The sequence below is a fragment of the Nocardia altamirensis NBRC 108246 genome, assembly GCF_001612685.1.
GTDB classification, from domain to species: Bacteria; Actinomycetota; Actinomycetes; order Mycobacteriales; family Mycobacteriaceae; genus Nocardia; species Nocardia altamirensis.
The window spans coordinates 1-20,320 of record NZ_BDAY01000051.1; the positions used below are offsets into that span (position 1 = coordinate 1).

Here is a 20,320-nt window from a genome sequence, read left to right on the forward strand (position 1 = left end):
GCCGCCGCAGCGATCTTCCCCCACCCCACCCCCAGCCCAATGTCCGCTACCGCGAACGCGATTCGAGCCGCACCGAACGCCGCCGACCCGAAAACCTGTAGCCACCCGCCCACACGACGCTGAACCTCGGCGTGAGAGAAATGGCTACAACACGCACCCGCGACACCCACCACTTCTCTCACGCCAACACAGCCACCGTCGCGCGCACAACCTACGCCGCGGCGTGCCAAAGCTCTGCCACCCGCGGCGTGCATACCGGCCTCGAATGCCTCTGAGGCCAGCGAGGCCAGCCTGACCCGACGTGCCCCTGCTACGTCTGCAAACAAAGTTCACCCGGTCGACGCGTTCGGCCGTCAGCTGTGCCGGAGTGTGCCACGCGACCACCACCGGGCGCACAGGCTGGGCGGCGGAACCCGTTGTGCCGCAACGGCAGCCCACTGCGGGCGTATGCGGATGGTCGTGCGTCAGCTGGGCGAGGGGTACGTCACCACATGACTGTCGCGCCGCTCCATTGGTGCAGAGGTTCAATGGATCGAATGCGTCACCACGTGATCGTCGGGCCCTCCGCCAGCGCTGAAGTTCAGCGGATCGAATGCGTCACCACGTGACTGTCGCACCCCTCCGCCAGTGCAGAGGTTCAGCGGAGCGAACTGGGCACCGCCACCCCGCGCAGTGAGCGGCAGGTTGGGGCGCTGTGGAAACCGTGTATCAGCGGCGGGTGGTGGTGCGTAGTTCGCGGGGCAGGGAGAAGACGAGGGTTTCGTTGGCGGTGGTTACCGGCTGGACGTCGGCGAAGCCGTGTTCCTCGAGCATGTCGAGGACGCCGCGGACCAGGATTTCGGGGACCGAGGCGCCGGAGGTGATGCCGACGGTGCTGACGCCGTCGAGCCAGGCCTGGTCCACTTCGCGGGCGTAGTCGACCAGGTAGGACGCTTTGGCGCCCGCGTTGAGCGCGACCTCGACCAGCCGGACCGAGTTGGAGGAGTTGCGGGACCCGACGACGATCACCAGATCGCATTCGGGCGCCATCGCCTTGACCGCGACCTGACGGTTCTGGGTCGCGTAGCAGATGTCGTCGCTCGGCGGATCCTGCAGCGTCGGGAAACGCTCACGCAGGCGTCGGACGGTTTCCATCGTCTCGTCGACGCTCAGCGTGGTCTGTGAGAGCCAAATCACTTTCGACTCGTCGCGCACGGTCACCTTGTCGACCGAGGCGGGGCCGTCCACCAACTGCACGTGATCGGGCGCCTCACCTGCCGTGCCTTCGACTTCCTCGTGGCCTTCGTGACCGATCAGCAGGATGTCGTAATCGTCGCGGGCGAAACGCTTCGCCTCCTGGTGCACCTTCGTCACCAGCGGGCAGGTCGCGTCGATGGTGTGCAGGTTGCGGGCGGCGGCCGATTCGTGCACCGCAGGCGAAACGCCGTGCGCCGAGAACACCACGACCGCGCCTTCCGGCACCTCGTCGGTCTCGTCGACGAAGATGACGCCCTGCTCACGCAGGGTTTCCACGACGTGCCGGTTGTGCACGATCTCTTTGCGCACGTAGATCGGCGCGCCGTGCTTCTCCAGCGACTTCTCGACGGTTTCCACGGCCCGGTCCACGCCGGCGCAGTACCCTCGCGGCTCCGCTAGCAGCACGCGCTTGCCGACGGACTCGGTGGTTCCGGCACCCGCCGAGCGGGTGATTCCGACGTTCAGGGGTATGGCCGTGGACATGCCCACAGCTTACGTGCCCGCGGCTGAGCGGTCCTGGCCGGAGGAGGTAGCGATGCGTCACCATGCAGGCCCGCTCGGTGGTAGTTCGGATACAGCGTGATATCCGCCGCTCAGGCATGGGACCGATCTCCCAGTGGCAACCGGCATCGAGAACTCCGCACACAGCGGCGAGGCGTAGTGCCGATGCACAGTTTCATGGTCCAGAATCGGTCCCGTGAGCCCCGACCTTTGCACAGCACGCCATTTCGGGCAGGCTAGGACCATGTTTCGACCACCGTTCCTGGCAAGGGTAGCCGCCGGTGCCGCCGTTTACGCCATTGAGGAAACTCGTCGGTTACCCACGGCCGCAATGAATTTGCCGATTACCGCCATCAGTCAGATGCTGCAGACGACCATGCATTTCCAGCAGTTCGTCACCAGTCTCGCGCTCAAGGGCGACGCGGTCTTCGACCGGTTGACCAATGCTCCGGAGGAACAGCCGGAGTGGGCAACCTTCGACGAGGACCTCGACGCCGAGCAAGCGCCGAGCAGCACGCGTGCCAGTCGCTTCGACCGGTACGACGCCGAAGAGCCCCCCTCGCCCACCTTCACCGCCCGCGAATCCCTGCCCGCCGAGGCCACCGCCCGCGCGTCCGAGCGCAACGGGCACACCACCTCGGTGCGCACCATCGAGCCGGAAACCGTTGAGCCGGAACCGGAAGCCCCGATCGCCGCGACGGAAGAACCCGCGCAGGAGATCGACGCGCCGGAAGTAGCCACCCGCTACGACTACGCCGCCATGACCTTGGCCCAGCTGCGCGCCCGCCTGCGCATGCTGACCATCGAAGACCTCACCGCACTGCTCGACTACGAGCAGCAGACCCGCGCAAGGGCGCCGTTCGTGACCATGCTGACGAACCGGATCGCCACCGTGCGGGCCCAGTGACCGAACCTCGGACACCTTCGTCGACGGTTGGCCGGGATGCGGCCGGCCAACCGGAGTCGGCCCAGCCTGCCGCGTCGAACCAGCAGGCCGCATCCTCCGCCGCACCGGCGAATTCCGCCGAACAGCCGTGGCCGGTCCGCTCCGTCTCCCTCAAGGTGGCGCAGTGGATCGACCGGCTCGGCAGCATCTGGGTCGAAGGCCAGATCACTCAGATCTCGCTGCGACCTGGCACCAGGACCGCGTTTCTGGTGCTGCGCGACCCGTCCGCCGACATGTCGCTGTCGGTGACCTGCGATCCCGACCTCATCCGCAAGTCCCCGATCCCGCTGCAGGAGGGCAGCCGGGTCGTGGTCTACGGCAAACTCTCCTTCTTCACCGGGCGCGGCACACTGTCGTTGCGCGTCATCGAGATTCGGCCGGTCGGCATCGGCGAGCTGCTTGCCCGCATCGAGCGACTGAAGGCACTGCTCGCCGCCGAGGGGCTCTTCGATCCCCGGCTCAAGCGCCCGCTCCCCTTCCTGCCCAAGACCATCGGCCTCATCACCGGCCGGGCAAGCGCCGCCGAACGCGACGTGCTGACCATGGCCAGGAACCGCTGGCCCGCAGTGCGTTTCGAGATCCGCAACACCGCGGTGCAGGGCCCGACCGCGGTACCGCAGATGCTGGAGGCGCTGGCTCAGCTCGACCGCGACCCGGCCGTCGAGGTGATCGTGCTCGCCCGCGGCGGCGGCAGCGTGGAAGACCTGCTGCCCTTCTCCGACGAGGCGCTGTGCCGCGCGATTGTCGCCGCGACCACGCCGATCGTCAGCGCGATCGGCCACGAACCCGACAACCCGCTCAGCGATCTCGTCGCCGATCTGCGCGCAGCGACCCCCACCGACGCCGCGAAGCGGGTGGTGCCCGATGCCGCCGCGGAATTGGCGGGCGTGCGCGATATGCGTGCCCGCTCGGCCGCCGCGCTGCGCGGCTGGGTCGACCGGGAGACGCGCGCGCTGACCCAGCTGCGGTCGCGTCCGGTGCTCGCCGACCCGCTGCGCGAAATCGACCGTCGCCGTGAGGAAATCGAGCGGTTGCGCGCCTCGGCCCGGCGCACTGCCGAACACTTCCTGCGCACCGAAGCCACCGCGACCCGCCATCTGCGCGAGAAGCTCACCGCGGTGGGACCGGCGGCGACGCTGGCGCGTGGCTACGCTGTCGTGCAGCGTGTCGCAGGCACCGAACGGCATGTGGTGCGCACGATCGATGACGCACCCGCTGGCAGCCAGCTGCGCATCAGGGTCGCCGACGGCGCGGTGACCGCGGCCGCGCTCGGCACTCAGGCGCTGGGCAGGCAAGCAGCCGAGAACAACGACACGAACACCGAATGAGGAGGATCTGACCTTGGCCGAAGCCGGCAAGGATGCCGAGACCGAACTGGCCGAGATCGCCACCTTCGGCTACGAGCGCGCCCGCGACGAATTGGTCAATGTCGTGAAGATGCTCGAACAGGGCGGCCTCGACCTCGATGAGTCGCTCGCGCTGTGGGAACGCGGCGAAGCGCTGGCCAACCGCTGTGAGGAGCATCTGGCCGGCGCCAGGAAACGCGTCGAGGATGCCTTGTCGCGCACCGATTTAGAGGACGAGAAGTGACGATCCGCCGCGCCACCCCCGATATCCGCACCCCCGACATGCAAGGCAGCCGGGACTTCTACCGGCGGCTCGGTTTCGAAGAGGTCATGGACCTCGGCTGGGTTGTCACGATGGCCTCGCCGTCCAACCCCACCGCCCAGGTCTTGCTCTTCACCCAGGACGCGCATGATCCACAGCCGACCATGAGTGTCGAGGTCGACGATGTGGACGCCGTGCACGCCGCCATGACCGCGGCGGGCGCCGATATCGTCTACCCGATCCGCGACGAAGACTGGGGCGTCCGCCGCTTCTTCGTCCGCGACCCCAGCGGCGCCGTCGTCAACGTCGTCAGCCACCGGTAGTTCTGCCGAAAACCCAAGCGGCAAGCAATATTCGGTGCCTCTACCAGGCAGCGACGTTACTTGGCGATGGGTTGGGCGGTGGTGATGGCTTGGGCCAGGGTGGTGAAGGCTTCCTTGTTGCCTGCGCCGGTGATGAGGACGCGGGACTGGCCGAAGTCGGCGACCCATGCGGATTCGGCGCCAGGCTCGGCGTAGACGACCCACTTCTGGCCTGCGACCTGTTCGGTGCCGCTGCCGTAGCGGGGGCCGCTGAGGACGAAGCGGGCCAGCGCCTCCTCGGTGGCGTTGCTCTGGCTGAAGCGCATGTAGGTGCCCTGGGTAGTGATGTAGCCGACAGTGCTGATCGGTCCGCCGCCGGTGCCGCTGATGGCTTCGCGGCTGCCCGAGTTCGGCTTCCACTCGGCGGGCACGGCCGGGTTCCTGATCGGGAACGGCAGGGTGCGCGCGTCGGCGCTGAGTGCCGCCTTCACATCGAAGTGCGGGATCTGTCCCTGCGTCGGACCGTTTGCGGCGAAACTACATTGGCTCGCGAGTCCCGCGAATACCACGGCGATCAATACCAGCGGAATCAGCGACCAGAACAGGTCCCGATAGTCGTTCAGGATGCGTGGCTTTTGCGGGGACACGCACTCAGTATCCACTTGCGCGGTCGGTGCTCCCGCTCGCACCCCGATCGCCAGCAGGGTGTACGGGCGTCTCACTTCGAGTGAGACAATCGTGCGGACCGGTTCGCGCGGCCAGGGACCATGCGTGAGCCGTTGGAGTTCTATCGACGCACAGGAGGCACCCCGCAATGACGGCAACCCCGACACCGAGCCGCCGCGAGGCACCGGACCGCAACCTCGCACTCGAGCTGGTCCGCGTCACCGAGGCCGGTGCGATGGCCGCAGGCCGGTGGGTCGGACGCGGCGACAAGGAGGGCGGCGACGGTGCCGCGGTCGACGCGATGCGGCAGCTGGTGAACTCCGTGTCCATGCGCGGCATCGTGGTCATCGGCGAGGGCGAGAAGGACCACGCGCCGATGCTCTACAACGGCGAATTGGTCGGTGACGGCACCGGTCCCGAGGTCGACTTCGCGGTCGACCCGGTCGACGGCACCACGCTGATGTCGAAGGGTTCGCCCGGCGCCATCGCGGTGCTGGCGGTCGCGCAGCGCGGCGCCATGTTCGATCCGTCCGCGGTGTTCTACATGAGCAAGATCGCGGTCGGTCCCGATGCCGCCGACGTGATCGATATCTCCGCCCCGATCGCCGAGAACATCCGCAGGGTCGCCAAGGCGAAGAACTCGTCGAAGTCCGACCTGACCGTCTGCATCCTGGACCGGCCGCGGCACGCCGAGCTGATCCAGGAGGTCCGCGACGCGGGCGCGCGCATCCGGCTGATCTCCGACGGTGACGTCGCAGGCGCGATCGCTGCGGCCCGCCCCGATTCCGGCACCGACATCCTGGTCGGCATCGGCGGCACCCCGGAGGGCATCATCGCGGCCGCCGCGATGCGCTGTATGGGCGGCGCGCTGCAGGGCATGCTCACCCCCAAGGACGACGAGGAGCGCCAGAAGGCGATCGACGCCGGCCACGATCTGGACCGCGTGCTCACCACCGAGGACCTGGTGGCAGGCGACAACGTCTTCTTCTGCGCCACCGGCGTCACCGACGGCGACCTGCTGCGCGGCGTCCGCTACTACAGCGGCGGCGCATCCACCCAGTCGATCGTCATGCGCTCCAAGTCCGGCACGGTCCGGATGATCGACGCCTACCACCGGCTGACCAAGCTGCGCGAGTACTCCTCGGTCGACTTCCTCGGCGACGAGGACGCGGTGCCGCCGCTCCCCTGATCCGCCTGCACGTCAGAATCGACAGCACGAAAGACGCGTGAGCCACCCGGCTCGCGCGTCTTTCGTATTCCCACCTCCGCGTGTTCCGCACTGTGCAAAACGCCTCAGGCGTGGCAGCCCCATTGGGGGCGAGTCGGGCATATGGTCGGAAACATGACGGAGGAGACGCAGTACCGCATCGAGCACGACACCATGGGTGAGGTCCGGGTGCCGGTCAACGCCCTGTGGCGGGCGCAAACCCAGCGGGCCGTTGAGAACTTTCCGATCAGCGGACGCGGCCTGGAGCGCGCGCAGATCCGGGCGCTCGGCCTGCTGAAGGCCGCCTGCGCCAAGGTGAATCGGGACCTCGGCCTGCTCGATCCCGCGAAGGCCGACGCCATCATCGCCGCGGCCACCGAGATCGCCGACGGCAAGCACGACGACCAGTTCCCGATCGATGTGTTCCAGACCGGCTCCGGCACCAGCTCGAACATGAACGCCAACGAGGTGATCGCCTCGATCGCGAAGGCGAACGGCGTCACCGTGCACCCGAACGACGACGTCAACATGTCGCAGTCGTCCAACGACACCTTCCCGACCGCTGTGCACCTTGCCGCCACCGAGGCGGTCATCACCGATCTCGTTCCCGCGCTGGAACATCTGCGACTTGCACTGTTGGACAAGGCAACTCAGTGGCGGACCGTGGTGAAGTCGGGCCGCACCCATCTGATGGACGCGGTTCCGGTCACCCTCGGCCAGGAATTCGGCGGCTACACCAGGCAGATCGCCGCGAGCATCGAACGCGTGATGGCGACGCTGCCGCGCCTCGGCGAGCTGCCCATCGGCGGCACCGCGGTCGGCAGCGGCCTCAACGCGCCGGACGGTTTCGGCGCCAAGGTGGTCGCGGAGCTGGTCCGCTCGACCGGTATCGATGCGCTGCGCGAGGCGCAGGATCACTTCGAGGCGCAGGCTGCCCGCGATGGGCTGGTCGAGGCGTCCGGTGCGGTGCGCACCATCGCGGTGAGCCTCACCAAGATCGCGAACGACATTCGCTGGATGGGATCGGGGCCGCTCACCGGACTCGGCGAACTGCAGCTGCCGGATCTGCAGCCTGGCAGCTCGATCATGCCTGGCAAGGTCAATCCGGTACTGCCCGAGGCGGTTACCCAGGTGGCGGCGCAGGTGATCGGCAACGACGCGGCTGTCGCGTTCGGCGGCGCGAACGGCGCCTTCGAACTGAATGTCTACATTCCGGTGATGGCGCGCAACCTGCTCGAGTCGATTCGGTTGCTCGCCAATGTGTCCCGGTTGTTCGCCGACAAGTGTGTGCGTGGGCTGGTCGCCAACGAAGAGCATTTGCGCACTCTTGCGGAATCATCGCCTTCCATTGTGACTCCGCTGAATTCGGCAATCGGTTACGAGGAGGCCGCCGCGGTCGCGAAGGAAGCGTTGAAGAACAAGAAGACAATTCGCCAGACGGTTATCGATCGCGGGCTGCTCGATGAGAAACTCACCGAGGCAGAACTCGACCGGCGTTTGGACGTTCTTTCGATGGCGAAGGTGAAAGACGGGTAAGTAGCAACCCTCTTAGGTAGAAGGTGAAACGCCACGTCGGACCCTCTTAAGGGTATTCCGACGCGGCGTTTACACGATTCGGCGCGGGCAGATCGGAATCAACAGACTTGCCCGCGCGGGACATCACAGAAGGATGCCGAGTGCGGCCAGTACCCCGACTGCGCCAGCGCCGAAGATGGTTACGAGGGTGGCCAAGAATCCTGTGAGCATGTTTTCTTTCCTTTCTTGCTTCCGCACAATGCGGATGTACACAGCTAATCGCAGGCAACGCGACGCGTGTTTCATCCTTTTTTTCGCGAATCAAGAAAGGAATCCGGTCGGCGCCATAAATCCTTGCGCCGACCGGCGGAAATTCAGTCGCGCAGATGCGCGAGTTCGGCGCGAGCCTGCTCGCCCACTTCGCCGAGATCCGTCCTCGTGAAGACGTTCCACCGTCGCAACAGCGGCTTGAACACCAACGCGCCCTCGTCGGCCCGGTTGTAGATCCCGGCCTCGGCGAGCACGTCGTCACTGTTGCGGCCGTCGGCCAGCGTCACCGACGGCACCGCGAAGTCGGCGACCCGGTCGGCGATCGCGCGCAGCGCCTGATCCGGCGCGAGGTCGAGACCGGCGGCGACGAGGTCGGCGAAGACCACTGCCTGCAGCTCGTCGTCGCGGGCGATCCGCTCGGCCATCGCGGTGACCATCGGGTTCTCCTTCAGCGCCGCGGTGTTGCGGTGCCGGATCGCGGCGGCGGTCTCTTCGAACGCACAGGTGGCCAGCACGTCGAGCAGGTGCATGCCGGGACGGCGGAAACCGGTGGTCATGTGCGCCATCCGCATCCGCTCCAGCTCGACCGGGTCCACCGACCTGGTCGTCATGAGGTAGTTGCGGATCATGATCTCGTGCCGGTTCTCCTCGGCGGTCCACCGGCCGACCCAGCGCCACCAGGCGCCGGTGCGTAGGTACTTGCCGAGTTCGCGGTGGTACGCGGGCAGGTTGTCCGCGATGAGCACGCTGACGGTCAACGCAAGTTTGGCGACATCGCTGAGCTCGGATTGTTCCGGCTCCCAATCGATGCCACCGAGGAACGCGAAGTTGTGGCCGTCGTCCCATGGCACGTACTCGTGCGGCTGCCACCCGTCGGCGGCGTCGATGTGACGACGCAGGACGGCTTCCACATCGAGTGCGAGCGATTCGAGCAGCTCACGATCGGTCAAAAGAGTTTGCACCTAGCCAACCTAGCGGGTGAGCCCGTGATCCGGGCAGTCGTTGAATGAGACTGAACAGGCGTCCGAGACCGCGGCGGCGGGAGGGCAGCCGACGAAGCAGGCTGGGTGAATGACCACAGCGGCCCCGGACACCGAACTGGCTACCTACTTCATGGTGACGGTCGTCTTGCCGTCGACCCAGGTGATGGTGCCACCGGAGAAGTCGCTCGCCTTGCCGCCTGCGATGTCCTTCTCGTCGCTGGTCGGGTAGCCGAGCTTGCCCATGGCGCCGCCGTTCTCTTCCCAAGCCTTGCGGATCTCGCCCCAGACGATGTGGGCCTCGCCGTCCTTGGCCTTGTAGACGGTGCCGCCGACGAAGTCCTGGTACCTGCCTTCGTTCGGGCCGGACTCCTGGGCTTCCAGCGGGGCGCCGAGCGCGCCGGTCGGGCCGCCGTTCTGCACGTACTTGTCGAAGATCGCGCCGGAGACGGTGAGGTCACCGGCCTGCGTGGCGATCTTGGTCTCTTCCGCCGCACCGGAGGCGCGCTCCTCGCCGTGCTGCATGCCTGCGGCGGAAGTTGTCACCGCCGCGGCGTTGTTGTCGTTCTTGTTGTCATCCTTGCTGCAGCCGGCGACGATCAGTCCGGCGGCGGCGAGCAGGGCAGTGTATCCAGCCGTTCGTCGAGCGAAGTGGTGCATTTCCATCCTCTCGAAAGTGGCTACCGAGGACGTCGCCGACTCGGTGACGCCGCTGGCAGCCTAGGCCGATGTTCAGCAATGACCCGGCGAATCAACAAGTGACACGCCGGGTCATACCGAACAGCTATCGCGGGGATATTACCCGGCCATTGTGAGGTGAAACACACCACCCAGTTCGGGCGTTAGGCGCTCGGCCCGTACTCCTCCAGCATCTCGGTGACGAGCGCCGCGATCGGCGAACGCTCGCTACGGGTCAGCGTGATATGCGCGAACAGCGGGTGACCCTTGAGCTTTTCGATCACCGCCGCCACGCCGTCGTGCCTGCCGACGCGCAGATTGTCGCGCTGAGCCACGTCGTGGGTGAGCACGACCCGCGATCCGGTCCCGAGTCGGCTCAGCACCGTGAGCAGCACATTGCGCTCCAGTGACTGTGCCTCGTCGACGATCACGAACGAATCGTGCAGCGAACGACCGCGAATGTGGGTGAGCGGCAGCACCTCCAGCATGTCGCGGCTGAGCACCTCCTCCATCACCTCGCGGCTGGCCAGCCCGTCGAGCGTGTCGAAGACCGCCTGGGCCCACGGGCCCATCTTCTCGCTCTCGCTGCCAGGCAGATAGCCGAGTTCCTGGCCGCCGACCGCGTAGAGCGGACGGAAGACAACGACCTTGCGCTGAGTTCGCCTTTCCAGCACCGCTTCCAGGCCCGCGGTCAACGCGAGCGCGGATTTGCCGGTGCCAGCCCGGCCGCCGAGCGAGACGATGCCGATGCTCTCGTCGAGCAACAGGTCCAACGCGATGCGCTGCTCGGCGGAACGGCCGTGCAGGCCGAACGCCTCGCGTTCGCGCACCAGCTGCACCCGCTTGTCCGGAGTGATCCGGCCGAGTGCGCTGGAGCTGCTGCCGAGCAACCGGATTCCGGTGTGGCACGGCAGTTCTCGGGCGTCGTCCAGATCGAGCACGGACTCCGAGTAGAGCTGGTCGATCTGTGCCGAGCTGACGTCGAGCTCGACCATGCCGGACCAGCCGGAGGTGACGACGTCCTGTGCGTGATACTCGTCGGCTTGCAAGCCCACCGCACTCGCTTTGACCCGTAGCGGAATGTCCTTGGACACGAGCACCACCTCGCGGCCCTCGGCCGCCAGGTTGAGCGCACACGCCAGGATTCGGGAATCATTGGTGTCGGTGCGGAATCCGACCGGAAGGACCGCGGGATCGGTGTGGTTCAGTTCCACCTGCAGCGTTCCGCCCTCGGTGCCGATCGGCACCTGCTGATCCAGCCTGCCGAACTGCAGGCGAAGATCGTCCAGGTTGCGCAGGGCTTCCCGCGCGAACCAGCCCAGTTCATGGTGATGCCGTTTACCTTCGAGTTCGCTGATGACGACCAGCGGTAGGACGACGTCGTGCTCGCCGAACCGGGTGAAAGCCCAGGGATCGGACAAAAGGACCGACGTATCGATGACGAAGGTATTGGCGAGGGAATGCGAGGGGCGGGCCCCCTTCGCGGCGGTTCCGCCTTTCGCGGAACGGGATTGCGCCGAGGGAGCGGGAACGGAGCGTGCAGCAGTCACGGTGGGCTCCTTTGTGTCCGCGCGGCACCCGCACGAACGATCTCGCTGGACCGGTCCGTCCTGATGGGACCTGACGTTGCCGTCAGAAACCACGAGGGCCGGGTGCCGGCCCCCTCGAACTGATTAGCTCAGTCACGGTTCAGGACCTCCCGTACGAGCCACACCGCCGCGGCCCGCACCTCCGACGCTACCGCCGAACTACGCTTCCCCGCTCCCGCACAGGTAGGCGTGTCCGTGAATTTGTCGTAAACCTCACTCGCTGATCCCCTAGTGGCCAGGTCATAGCTGTGTAGCGGCACCGCCAACTAGAGTCGCTGTTATGGCCGGAAACGAAGACCTCGAGAAGCTGTCGTCGAAGGAACTGCACGATCGTGCGGTGAAGCTGGCGGTGCGGCACGGGGACGTGAGGTTCCTGTGGCGGCTGCTCAGCTCGATCCCGGCCGCCGAGGCCGCCGCGGGCAACCTCGGCGAGAGCGAAGCCGACATCAAGTACGTGCTTCCGCTGCTCGACGACTACTTCCATGCGGGCGACGGCGAGGTCGCCGAGGTGTTGCGGCCGTTCTATCTGGAGTATCTGATCGAACGGGGCTGAGCCGCGCTCGGTCCGGCGGAGCGCTTGCGAGTGCGCTGGGCCTCCGAGTTCTGGTCCACGGCAACGGTGATCGCGCCGGACGGGCAGACTTGCGCGGCCTCCAGCACCGCGGCGCGCGCATCGGGCAGCGGCGCAGGGTCGAGCAAGGTCACCTTGCCGTCGTCGGCACCCTGATCGAACACCGAGGCAACGAGCAGCACGCACATCCCGGCGCCGACGCAGCGGCCCCTGTCGATGGTGATATCCATCGGCTCCCCTCCTACCAGGTGACCGGAAGCGCGTGCACGCCATAGATGTCGGAGTCGTGCCGCAACGCGACCTCGTCGTCCGGGATGGCGAGGCGTAGCGTCGGGAAGCGAGTCGCCAACGCGGGGAAGGCAACTCGCATCTCGACCCGGGCCAGCTGCTGACCGAGACACTGGTGCACGCCGTGGCCGAAGCCGAGCTGGCCGACCGCGGTGCGGCGGACATCGAGGGTGTCCGGTTCGTCGAATCTGGCCGGATCCCGATTGGCCGCCTGGATGGACAGCGCGACCGACTCGCCCGCCTTGATCAGCTGGCCGTCGAGCTCGACGTCGGCGAGCGCGGTCCGGGTGGTCGTGTGCGCGATGCTCAGGTAGCGCATCAGTTCCTCGACGGTCAGATCGGCGAGGTCGGGCCGGTCGCACAGGGCCGCCCACTGCTCGGGGTTGCGTAACAGCGCGTAGGTGCCGAGCGCGAGCATGTTCGCCGTGGTGTCCAGGCCTGCGCCGAGTAGCAGGGTGCCGAGGCCGGTGAGTTCGTCCTCGTCCAGATCACTGGCGACGAGGTCACTGAGCACGTCGTCCGTCGGCGCCGCACGCTTGGCGACGACCAGCCCCCGCATGTACTCCGCCACTGCGGCAAAGGCCGCCATCCGCTCCGCCATGGAGACGTTCAGATCATTGGCGGACGCCGCGTACCGCTGAAAGTTGTCGCGATCCACGTACGGGACGCCCAGCAGTTCACAGACGACCAGCGCCGGGATCGGATAGGCGAAGGCCTGGACCAGGTCGACCGGACCACCGTCGCGCGCCATCGCGTCCAGGTGCGCGGCCGTGATCTCTTCGACGTGTGCGGTGAGCTGCTGCATCCGCCGGACCGTGAACTTGCCGACCAGCAGCTTGCGGTAGCGGGTGTGCTCGGGGGCATCGAATCCGAGCATGTCCCCCGGCATCGCCTGCGGCATCGCGCCCGTATCCGCCAGCGGGTAGTGCTGGAGTTCGTAGCGCACGCTGAAACGGGGATCGGCGAGCACCGCGCGCACGGTCGCGTGGCCGGTGGCCAGCCAGCCGTCGTGACCGTCGGGAAAGCGCATCCGGACCAATGGCCGACGCTCGCGCAAAGTGGACAGTTCCGTCGGTGGGTCGAGGGGACATCCGGAGGGGCGGGTGGTCGGCAGTTCGACTGCCTCGGACAGAGACTCGTTCATGGCGATCTCCTTGGTGAACGTGAATTTTTAGTTCATGTAAAACGCTACGTTGCGTTCACTGAAGCTTCAACGAATTTCGCCGGTCTTCACGCCAAATATGCTGCTAAATAACAGATTTGAATTGCAATGACGCCGCGGTTGAATGCACTGTGCCGAACGGTGTCGTTGCAATGAGATGCGGCTGAGCGCAATACTGGACCGCGCAGCAGATAGGACAAGGGGAGGCGCGCATGCCCGGCGGCAGGCTGACCAAAGAGGATCGCAGGCAGATCGCCGAGGGCCTGCGCGAAGGTCTCGGCTATGCCGAGATTGCCCGGCGGATGGCACGGCCGACGTCGACGGTCAGCCGGGAAGTGAGCCGCAACGGCGGGCCGAACCGCTACCGGCCCGAGCGCGCCCAGCTGGCGACCGTGCAGCGAGCGCGCAGGCGCCGGGCGCCTGTGCAGGCGCCGCAACCGGCCGAGGCGGACGATGCGGCGGTGCGCGAATTCAGCGAGCAGTTCATCAAACTGCTTGTCCGGACCGGACTTCCGCGCAGCTCGGGCGCGGTGCTCGCCGAGTTGTACCTCGCCGACGGCGGCAGCCGCACCGCCGCCGAGCTCGTGCAGCGATTACAGGTCAGCGCGGCGACCGTCTCGACCGCCGTCAACCAACTCGAAACCCAGGGACTGATCCGGCGGGAACGGCAGGCCAACAGCCGCCGCGAGCACTACATCGTCGACGAACATGCTTGGGTCCGTGCAACGTTGACGAGCGCGCAGCAGGTCTACGACCTCGCCGAGATCGCCAGGCGCGGGGCCGAGATGCTCGGCGTCGACACACCAGCAGGCGCCCGCGCGCACAACACCAGCCATTTCCTCGAATTCGTCGGCAGGGACATGATCGATTCGGTCGAGCGCTGGCGAAAGATGCTCGCCCAGCAGCATATTCGCGACTGAGCTTCAGCGGCGCGGCAACGCGGCGCGCACGACGCCGACGACCGCGCCGCGCAGGAGGTTCTCCCAGCTGAAGTGGTCGTGCCACAGGATGATTCGGCCGTCGCGCAGTTCGAAGGTGCCGGTCACCCAGAACGCGATGCTGACCGGACCGACCCGCAGAATGTCGGTGCGGTCGGTGAGCACGATGTCACCGTTGGCGGCGATGTGGTGGATCTCGACCCCGAACCCGGCCCAGTTCCGCTCCAATCCGCGCAGCACACCACCGACCCGGCGGAGGCCGCGCACATCCGGCAGCGAGGTGTTCTTCCAGACGACGTCCGGGTGAAGCACCTCGACGGCCTCCTTGACAGCGTCGAGTTGAAGCGCGGTGAGAAACTCCCGCACCGTCGTGATCGCATCTTGCTGTAGTTCGAGTTCCTGGGTCATGCTCCGACGATAGGCGCTCGGGCACACTGCCCGGCAGGTGCGAATTCGTGAATATCACGTACCGGCAGGCCGACGCACGATCAGCGATGTGTCCCGCGTACGGCAGGCAGCTACGACCGGCCGCCGGCCGATGCGCGACGGGCGATCAGGACGCCGAGCCCGTCCAGCACGCGGTCGATGCCGAAGTTCAACGCATCGTTCGGACCACCCGATGGCGGCGGAGCCTGCGCGGCTGCCGCCTCTTCGGCGAAGGCGGCACGCACAGCGGGAAAACGGTCCCCCGCCTCGGTCATCATCTCGGTGAACTGCTCGGCGAACTCGAGCGCCGGCTGCTCGCCGCCGAGGGAATGCAGCTGCTGCGCGAGGCTGTGCGCATGGCCGTTGAGCAACACGATGGTGTCGAGTCGTTCCGAGCCGGTGAGACCGGTATCGGCGAGTGCGACCAGCGCGCTCTCGGTCCAGCCGAGCTCGTTGGGGCCGAAGGGGCGTCTGCCCGTCGTGAGCTCGATGGCCCATGGATGCGCCATGTACTGCGCGAAAATCGTTTCGGCCCATAGCCGCAACCCGCTCCGCCAGCCTTCTTCGCTCGAATCCTGTTGCACCGCCGTGGTATCCGGTGGCGTACCCATCGCAGCGTCGAGCATCAGCGCGGTCAGCTGTTCCTTGCCTGGCACATACCGATACAGCGACATCTTGGTGAAACCGAGACGCTCGGCCAGCCGCTGCATGGACAGGTTCGTCAGCCCTTCGGCGTCGGCGATGGCGATGGCCTCGGCGACGATCCCCGCCAACGAGAGGGCGGGCTTCGGCCCGCGCTTGGGTCGCGGTTGGGTGCCCCACAGGAGCTGGACGGTGGTCGGCGTCGGCATCACCAGATCCTCTCGACGAACGGCTTGACTCGAAACTGTGTCTACCATACGCTGATTTGTGTCCGACGGAAACAGAATCCGATGGACACAGATCAGACTTCGGGAGTCACCATGCGTAACCAGTCCGTTCTCATCTCCGGCGCCAGCGTCGCCGGTCCCGCCCTCGCCTATTGGCTCGACCGCTACGGTTTCGACGTCACCGTGGTCGAGCGGGCCCCCGCGCTGCGACAAGGCGGCCAGGCCATCGACTTCAAGGGCCACACCCAGTTCACCGTGCTCGAGCGGATGGGCATCCTCGACGACGTCAACGAGCGGCGCACCGGCACCACTGACACCATCTACGTCGACGACAACGGCAAGCAGCTTGCCGTCATGTCCGGCGACTTCACCGGCGGTGACCTGGAGATCCTGCGTGGCGACCTGGCCGAGATCATGTACGAGCGCACCGCCGAACGCTGCGAATACCTGTTCGGCGACTCCATCAGCGCGCTCACCGAACTCTCCGACGGGGTGTACGTCGAGTTCGAACACGGCCAGGCCCGCAGCTTCGACCTGGTCTTCGGCGCCGACGGCATCCACTCCCGGGTACGCAAGCTCGCCTTCGGACCCGAAGCGGACCTCGTCAAATTCCTCGGCTACTACTACTGCGTCGCGGGGGCGAGCCCCTGGGGCACGGAGGCGGCCGGTCCGCGCGAACGGGTGATCGCCTACGGCCACAGCGCGCCAGGCAAAATGGCGATCAGCGGCGGCCCGAAAGCCCAGCAGTTCTACGTGTTCGCCTCCCCCGAGCTCGACTACTCCCGCGACGACACCGACGCGCAGAAGCGCATCGTCGAGCGGGTGTTCGCTGACACGAACTGGGAGGTGCCACGGATGCTCGACGAGATGGCCGACTTCGACGACTTCTATCTCGACTCGCTCAGCCAAGTCCAGTTGAAGGGCGTTTACACCAAAGGCCGCGTCGCGCTGATCGGCGACTCGGCGTGGGGAAACACCCTCGGCGGCTTCGGCACCGGGCTCGCCGTGGTCGGCGCGTATGTGATCGCAGGCGAACTCGCGCTCGCCGGAGGCGATTACGCGGTGGCGTTCGCTCGGTACAACGAGATCATGAAGGCCCACGCCAAGGTCGCGGACAACGGCAACGCGGGCAAGTTCCTCGCGCCGCGGACCGCGCGTGGCATCAAGATGCGCAACTGGTTCCTGAATTCCCGGCTGTTCACGCTGATGTTCAAGTACATCGACAAGGTGACCAACGACATCGATCTGCAGGATTACCCGACCATGGTCGGTGCTCGCGAAGATCACTGAAAGCCTTGGCGGCACGACGGTTTCGACCGAGACGCGCTCGTTCGATACCGACCGGTTCGCGCCGTCGATGCGGCGAATCACCGACACCGGAAAATAGGCTGTGTTTCGATGGAACCGGCGCGGAGCGGGGCGCGTCTATATGGTCAGAGGGCACTCACGGAAGGGGACGGTGATGGTGGACAGCCCGTTTCCCGGGTACATCGAAGCGGCGAAGACCGGGGCGCTACAGGTGCGGATGGAACCGCAAGGGTTCGTGGATATCGATAAGGCGTGTCAGGAGTTGATCGATTCCCTTGTGGCAGTGCAGACCGACGCACGCGAACTCGGGGAACGACAGCACTGGGGACTCGGTGAAGACAACGGCCGTCTTACCTCCGCGGTCGAACTGGTCACACTGTTTCGCGAGAAGGCGGCGGGTGGACCGAACAACGCCTTCGACACCCTTACCGAATACATCACCGTCGCCCAAGAGATCCAGACCCTGTTTCAAGCCATCCGAGACACCTTCGTCCGTACCGACGCCGGGTTCGCGGCCAAGCTGCGGGAGCTCAGCGTATGAAGGTCGGCGCCCACCGAACAGCCATGCTGCCAATCGGTTTCGTTGCCGTGGCGGCAGGCCTGCTGCTGGCGACCTCCTGTACCGGCGAGAAGGCCCGTGGCACACCGACCGGCGCCACCTCCTCGGCCACGTCGGCCGCTGCTCCGAGGACCACCGTGGTGTCGAATCCGTCCGCCGCCTTCGACCCGTGCACGGCGCTGACCCCGCAGCTTTTGGCCACGCACCAGTGGGATGCCAAGCCGCCGGAACCGAAGCAGGACACCGCGGCCGGTATCACGTGGAAGGGTTGCCGTTACGTCGCCAAGCCGGGCTACGGCTTCGTCGTCGAGACGACCAACGGCACGCTCCCCCAGGTACGGGAGAAATACCCTGCCGCCGCGGACATCTCGATCGGCCAGCGCAAGGCGCTGCGCTACGAGGCCCGACCCGATATTCCCGGCGGGTGCTCGATCAACGTCGAGATGAACGCAGGCTCGCTGTACATCCTGACCAACGTCCCGCAGACACCGGCGAACAAGACCCTCGTCGCCTGCGATATCGCTACCGAAATTGCCCAATCAGTCGCACCACTGCTGCCCGCAGGCAGCTGAACAACCCCACCGGGGAGCGATCATGAGACAAAACGATGGCCGCGCGATCACCAATCCCGAGAACGCGCAAAGCTTTACGCACGCCGAGATCAAGCAGGCGGCCGACTCGATGAACCCGGACGGGCTCTCCAGCGCGTTCGATTCCTGGTCGAAGATCGCGTCCGCGGTCACCGACGCGGGTCACCAATTCGAGTCCGCCATCAAGAAGGCGATCGAACAGCATTGGGAGGGCGCGGCGGCCGACAGTGCGGTGCGTGGCATCAGGGACTACGCGACGCGGGTCGGCGAGTTCGGCGAGACGCTGGACGCGCAGAGCACGCCGCTGTCGCTCGCGGCGAGCGCGGCCTCGAAGTTCAAGGCGTCGGTGCCCGAGGTGGTCGACACCTCGACCAATCCGCGCGGGCCGGAACTGCGGAACACCGGCGAAGAACAGGCCCGCGACGAGATGACCACCCAGTACATCCAGCCGTATGGCGCCACCGCCCCGGTCATTCCGACGTTGCCGCCGCCGATCAGTCCCGCTTCGGTGCCTGCACCCGGCGGCGACACCGGTCTGGACACCGGCACTGTGCCCGGTAAGAGCACCGACAGCGGCTCGAAGACCGGCAACGGTCAGTCGGGCACCGAAACAGGCTCGGGCACCGAGGATTCCGGCACCTCAGCCACCGGTGAGCAGACCGACGCGGCGGGCACCGGCACCGCCGAGCCGGAGCAGACGTCGGAAGAGGTTGCACCGCAGTCGGTTGCTCAGGGCACGAGCACCACACCGGCGGCGGCGACTACCCCTGCCTCGACCACGACGACCTCCCCCACAACGACCTCGACCCTTCCGGCCAGCGCGTTCCCGACTGCCCTGCCGAGTACCGCGCCGTCGTCGACACCGCCGACCCTCGTCCCCGCCGCCGCGAACGGGTCGCCGAGCAGCACGAGTACCGGTGCGCCCGGTCCGAGCGGACGCCAAGACGCCGTCACGAACGCCAAACCCGAACCGGGCCCTGGCACTTCACGCCCCGCGCCGCCGAGCACCACCCCCGGGTCCACGAACGCCCAGCCCGCCGCCGCTGCTCCCGCCCGCACGGGTGTCCCCGGCGCGGCAGGCTATTCCGGCATGTTCCCGCCGGGTCGAGGCAGCCAGCGCGAGGACGACGACGAGCACAAGTCGCCGCGGTATCTGCGCACCGAGGAGCACGCGAAGGAACTGATCGGCGAGGTGAAGCCAACGGTGCCACCGGTACTCGGGGTCGACTGATGGCGCAGTGGTCGCTGTCGGCCGAACAGTTCGCCGCGGCGTGGTTCGGCACCGGCCTTGATCGGCTGCCGTTTCCGTTCCGCTTTCTCAGCCGCTTCCCCGGCCTGCGCGAATACCAGGCCTACCAACAGGAATTCCGCGACGAGTTGGCCCGCGCGGAACGCCAGCCGCTGGCCCGCGCCATCACGGTGCTGGCCAGACCCGATTGGCGCATCGAACTTTTCGGCAACGACACCGCACGCGACGGCACCGAGATGCGGGCCATCGGCTGCGCAACGCGCGGCGGCACCGGCATCATCGCGCAGCAGACGCCGGCCCCCGACGGCGGCCGGGTGCAGCTGCGCCGCTGCCGCGCCGACCAACTCGTCGCCGAACTGGTGCGACTGCTGCCGGACGCTTCGGCAGGCACCACCGGTGAAAAGAGCTTCCTGCTCGACGATCTCAACGACGAGCGCCCCGACCCGTTCGGCAACGCTCCGTCCAGCGAGGTCAAGGAGCGCTACCGCCGCTTCTGGCGCCAGTCGTGCACCGCCCGCGGCACCGCCGCGGTCCTGCTCGGCCCGCGCAACGCCGAACCACTGCGCACCGGTCGGCTGCGCTGGATCGACACCGCCGACGGCCGCTACTACGAGGTCCCCGCCAACCGCGCCTTGATGATCCGGCCCGGAACCAGCACCGATATCGGCCGCTACCTCGACGACGCGGTGCAGCGGGCCAAGGCCAGGCTCGACGCCGTGTGAATGGGATACGCACTCCCTGCGCGACCAGGCCGACCCGACTGCCCGCCGCACCCGAATCCACTTGCGCTGGTACTTCTTCGACGAGGACCGCGACGCGCTCACCGACCGCGACTGCGAATACCTGTTGCGCCGTGACAACG

Annotated in this window: 22 protein-coding genes; 13 read left to right on the plus strand and 9 right to left on the minus strand. The window is 66.9% G+C overall.

Annotated elements, in window-relative coordinates:
• Window positions 1–708: 708 nt before the first annotated feature.
• The gene (locus NA11_RS25810) at window positions 709–1,719 is read right to left on the minus strand and encodes a 4-hydroxy-3-methylbut-2-enyl diphosphate reductase (RefSeq protein ID WP_069164591.1); all 1,011 of its coding nucleotides are present in this window, start codon (window positions 1,717–1,719) and stop codon (window positions 709–711) included.
• Window positions 1,720–1,981: 262 nt separating this feature from the next.
• Between NA11_RS25810 and NA11_RS25815 the strand changes: the two genes are divergently transcribed.
• From NA11_RS25815 to NA11_RS25830, 4 genes are read left to right on the plus strand one after another with little or no spacing between them, the layout of a single operon-like run.
• Entirely contained in the window at window positions 1,982–2,644 is a 663-nt protein-coding gene (locus tag NA11_RS25815; protein WP_069164592.1) for a lipid droplet-associated protein, read from the plus strand.
• A complete protein-coding gene (gene xseA / locus NA11_RS25820; RefSeq protein ID WP_069164593.1) occupies window positions 2,641–4,011 on the plus strand; it encodes an exodeoxyribonuclease VII large subunit in 1,371 nt (456 codons plus the stop codon). The genes NA11_RS25815 and xseA overlap by 4 nt, the downstream gene beginning before the upstream one ends.
• A 13-nt stretch (window positions 4,012–4,024) precedes the next feature.
• Complete coding sequence (locus NA11_RS25825) at window positions 4,025–4,273, plus strand: exodeoxyribonuclease VII small subunit (RefSeq protein WP_069164594.1); 249 nt, start codon at window positions 4,025–4,027, stop codon at window positions 4,271–4,273.
• The gene (locus NA11_RS25830) at window positions 4,270–4,614 is read left to right on the plus strand and encodes a VOC family protein (protein ID WP_069164595.1); all 345 of its coding nucleotides are present in this window, start codon (window positions 4,270–4,272) and stop codon (window positions 4,612–4,614) included. The genes NA11_RS25825 and NA11_RS25830 overlap by 4 nt, the downstream gene beginning before the upstream one ends.
• Before the next feature lie 56 nt (window positions 4,615–4,670).
• Here the strand turns inward: NA11_RS25830 and NA11_RS25835 are convergent, their stop codons facing one another.
• Entirely contained in the window at window positions 4,671–5,240 is a 570-nt protein-coding gene (locus NA11_RS25835; RefSeq protein ID WP_069164596.1) for a DUF4245 domain-containing protein, read from the minus strand.
• Between the two features lie 167 nt (window positions 5,241–5,407).
• Here NA11_RS25835 and glpX point away from each other — a divergent pair, with 167 nt between their 5' ends.
• Both glpX and NA11_RS25845 read left to right on the plus strand, forming a co-directional pair.
• Window positions 5,408–6,448, plus strand: a complete 1,041-nt coding sequence (gene glpX / locus NA11_RS25840) for a class II fructose-bisphosphatase (RefSeq protein WP_069164597.1) — start codon at window positions 5,408–5,410, stop codon at window positions 6,446–6,448.
• Window positions 6,449–6,601: 153 nt separating this feature from the next.
• Window positions 6,602–8,002, plus strand: coding sequence for a class II fumarate hydratase (locus NA11_RS25845; RefSeq protein WP_069164658.1), 1,401 nt, complete (start codon window positions 6,602–6,604; stop codon window positions 8,000–8,002).
• Window positions 8,003–8,355: 353 nt separating this feature from the next.
• On the opposite strand, the gene NA11_RS25850 is transcribed toward NA11_RS25845, so the two are convergent.
• From NA11_RS25850 to phoH2, 3 genes are all read right to left on the minus strand, one after another.
• Window positions 8,356–9,213 (minus strand): acyl-ACP desaturase, encoded by an 858-nt coding sequence (locus NA11_RS25850; RefSeq protein ID WP_069164598.1) that lies wholly within the window; start codon window positions 9,211–9,213, stop codon window positions 8,356–8,358.
• 144 nt (window positions 9,214–9,357) lie between these two features.
• On the minus strand, window positions 9,358–9,891 hold the full coding sequence (locus NA11_RS25855; RefSeq protein ID WP_069164659.1) for an LGFP repeat-containing protein: 534 nt from the start codon (window positions 9,889–9,891) through the stop codon (window positions 9,358–9,360).
• A gap of 182 nt (window positions 9,892–10,073) precedes the next feature.
• Entirely contained in the window at window positions 10,074–11,459 is a 1,386-nt protein-coding gene (phoH2, locus tag NA11_RS25860; protein WP_069164599.1) for an RNA 5'-3' helicase PhoH2, read from the minus strand.
• Window positions 11,460–11,778: 319 nt separating this feature from the next.
• Between phoH2 and NA11_RS25865 the strand changes: the two genes are divergently transcribed.
• Window positions 11,779–12,051, plus strand: coding sequence for a hypothetical protein (locus tag NA11_RS25865; RefSeq protein ID WP_069164600.1), 273 nt, complete (start codon window positions 11,779–11,781; stop codon window positions 12,049–12,051).
• On the opposite strand, the gene NA11_RS25870 is transcribed toward NA11_RS25865, so the two are convergent.
• Complete coding sequence (locus NA11_RS25870) at window positions 12,021–12,299, minus strand: ferredoxin (protein WP_069164601.1); 279 nt, start codon at window positions 12,297–12,299, stop codon at window positions 12,021–12,023. The genes NA11_RS25865 and NA11_RS25870 overlap by 31 nt on opposite strands.
• 11 nt (window positions 12,300–12,310) lie before the next feature.
• Entirely contained in the window at window positions 12,311–13,501 is a 1,191-nt protein-coding gene (locus NA11_RS25875) for a cytochrome P450 (protein WP_069164602.1), read from the minus strand.
• A gap of 230 nt (window positions 13,502–13,731) precedes the next feature.
• On the opposite strand from NA11_RS25875, the gene NA11_RS25880 reads away from it, so the two are divergent.
• On the plus strand, window positions 13,732–14,439 hold the full coding sequence (locus tag NA11_RS25880; RefSeq protein ID WP_069164603.1) for a GbsR/MarR family transcriptional regulator: 708 nt from the start codon (window positions 13,732–13,734) through the stop codon (window positions 14,437–14,439).
• 3 nt (window positions 14,440–14,442) lie between these two features.
• Here NA11_RS25880 and NA11_RS25885 read toward each other — a convergent pair whose 3' ends face one another.
• A complete protein-coding gene (locus NA11_RS25885) occupies window positions 14,443–14,865 on the minus strand; it encodes a limonene-1,2-epoxide hydrolase family protein (protein ID WP_069164604.1) in 423 nt (140 codons plus the stop codon).
• 110 nt (window positions 14,866–14,975) lie between these two features.
• Window positions 14,976–15,734 (minus strand): TetR/AcrR family transcriptional regulator, encoded by a 759-nt coding sequence (locus tag NA11_RS25890; RefSeq protein WP_174567732.1) that lies wholly within the window; start codon window positions 15,732–15,734, stop codon window positions 14,976–14,978.
• 111 nt (window positions 15,735–15,845) lie between these two features.
• Between NA11_RS25890 and NA11_RS25895 the strand changes: the two genes are divergently transcribed.
• From NA11_RS25895 to NA11_RS25915, 5 genes are all read left to right on the plus strand, one after another.
• Window positions 15,846–17,042 carry an FAD-dependent monooxygenase gene (locus tag NA11_RS25895; RefSeq protein ID WP_069164660.1) on the plus strand — a complete coding sequence of 399 codons (1,197 nt, stop codon included), beginning with the start codon at window positions 15,846–15,848 and terminating at the stop codon, window positions 17,040–17,042.
• A 172-nt stretch (window positions 17,043–17,214) separates the two neighbouring features.
• Entirely contained in the window at window positions 17,215–17,601 is a 387-nt protein-coding gene (locus NA11_RS25900; protein ID WP_141717847.1) for a hypothetical protein, read from the plus strand.
• A gap of 23 nt (window positions 17,602–17,624) precedes the next feature.
• Window positions 17,625–18,191: a DUF3558 domain-containing protein gene (locus tag NA11_RS25905; protein ID WP_084655080.1), complete on the plus strand. Its 567-nt coding sequence runs from the start codon at window positions 17,625–17,627 to the stop codon at window positions 18,189–18,191.
• Window positions 18,192–18,213: 22 nt separating this feature from the next.
• Window positions 18,214–19,440 carry a PPE domain-containing protein gene (locus NA11_RS25910; RefSeq protein ID WP_069164608.1) on the plus strand — a complete coding sequence of 409 codons (1,227 nt, stop codon included), beginning with the start codon at window positions 18,214–18,216 and terminating at the stop codon, window positions 19,438–19,440.
• Entirely contained in the window at window positions 19,440–20,180 is a 741-nt protein-coding gene (locus NA11_RS25915; protein ID WP_069164609.1) for an ESX secretion-associated protein EspG, read from the plus strand. The genes NA11_RS25910 and NA11_RS25915 overlap by 1 nt, the downstream gene beginning before the upstream one ends.
• Window positions 20,181–20,320 lie beyond the last annotated feature (140 nt).

What these genes read in the sequence shown, in the direction of transcription:
- NA11_RS25810 (WP_069164591.1), bottom strand. Translation starts at nt 1,719, where the DNA reads ATGTCCACGGCCATACCCCTGAACGTCGGAATCACCCGCTCGGCGGGT.
- NA11_RS25815 (WP_069164592.1), top strand. Translation starts at nt 1,982, where the DNA reads ATGTTTCGACCACCGTTCCTGGCAAGGGTAGCCGCCGGTGCCGCCGTT.
- glpX (WP_069164597.1), top strand. Translation starts at nt 5,408, where the DNA reads ATGACGGCAACCCCGACACCGAGCCGCCGCGAGGCACCGGACCGCAAC.
- NA11_RS25845 (WP_069164658.1), top strand. Translation starts at nt 6,602, where the DNA reads ATGACGGAGGAGACGCAGTACCGCATCGAGCACGACACCATGGGTGAG.
- NA11_RS25855 (WP_069164659.1), bottom strand. Translation starts at nt 9,891, where the DNA reads ATGCACCACTTCGCTCGACGAACGGCTGGATACACTGCCCTGCTCGCC.
- NA11_RS25865 (WP_069164600.1), top strand. Translation starts at nt 11,779, where the DNA reads ATGGCCGGAAACGAAGACCTCGAGAAGCTGTCGTCGAAGGAACTGCAC.
- NA11_RS25870 (WP_069164601.1), bottom strand. Translation starts at nt 12,299, where the DNA reads ATGGATATCACCATCGACAGGGGCCGCTGCGTCGGCGCCGGGATGTGC.
- NA11_RS25875 (WP_069164602.1), bottom strand. Translation starts at nt 13,501, where the DNA reads ATGAACGAGTCTCTGTCCGAGGCAGTCGAACTGCCGACCACCCGCCCC.
- NA11_RS25880 (WP_069164603.1), top strand. Translation starts at nt 13,732, where the DNA reads ATGCCCGGCGGCAGGCTGACCAAAGAGGATCGCAGGCAGATCGCCGAG.
- NA11_RS25885 (WP_069164604.1), bottom strand. Translation starts at nt 14,865, where the DNA reads ATGACCCAGGAACTCGAACTACAGCAAGATGCGATCACGACGGTGCGG.
- NA11_RS25890 (WP_174567732.1), bottom strand. Translation starts at nt 15,734, where the DNA reads ATGCCGACGCCGACCACCGTCCAGCTCCTGTGGGGCACCCAACCGCGA.
- NA11_RS25895 (WP_069164660.1), top strand. Translation starts at nt 15,846, where the DNA reads ATGCGTAACCAGTCCGTTCTCATCTCCGGCGCCAGCGTCGCCGGTCCC.
- NA11_RS25900 (WP_141717847.1), top strand. Translation starts at nt 17,215, where the DNA reads ATGGTGGACAGCCCGTTTCCCGGGTACATCGAAGCGGCGAAGACCGGG.
- NA11_RS25905 (WP_084655080.1), top strand. Translation starts at nt 17,625, where the DNA reads ATGCTGCCAATCGGTTTCGTTGCCGTGGCGGCAGGCCTGCTGCTGGCG.
- NA11_RS25910 (WP_069164608.1), top strand. Translation starts at nt 18,214, where the DNA reads ATGAGACAAAACGATGGCCGCGCGATCACCAATCCCGAGAACGCGCAA.
- NA11_RS25915 (WP_069164609.1), top strand. Translation starts at nt 19,440, where the DNA reads ATGGCGCAGTGGTCGCTGTCGGCCGAACAGTTCGCCGCGGCGTGGTTC.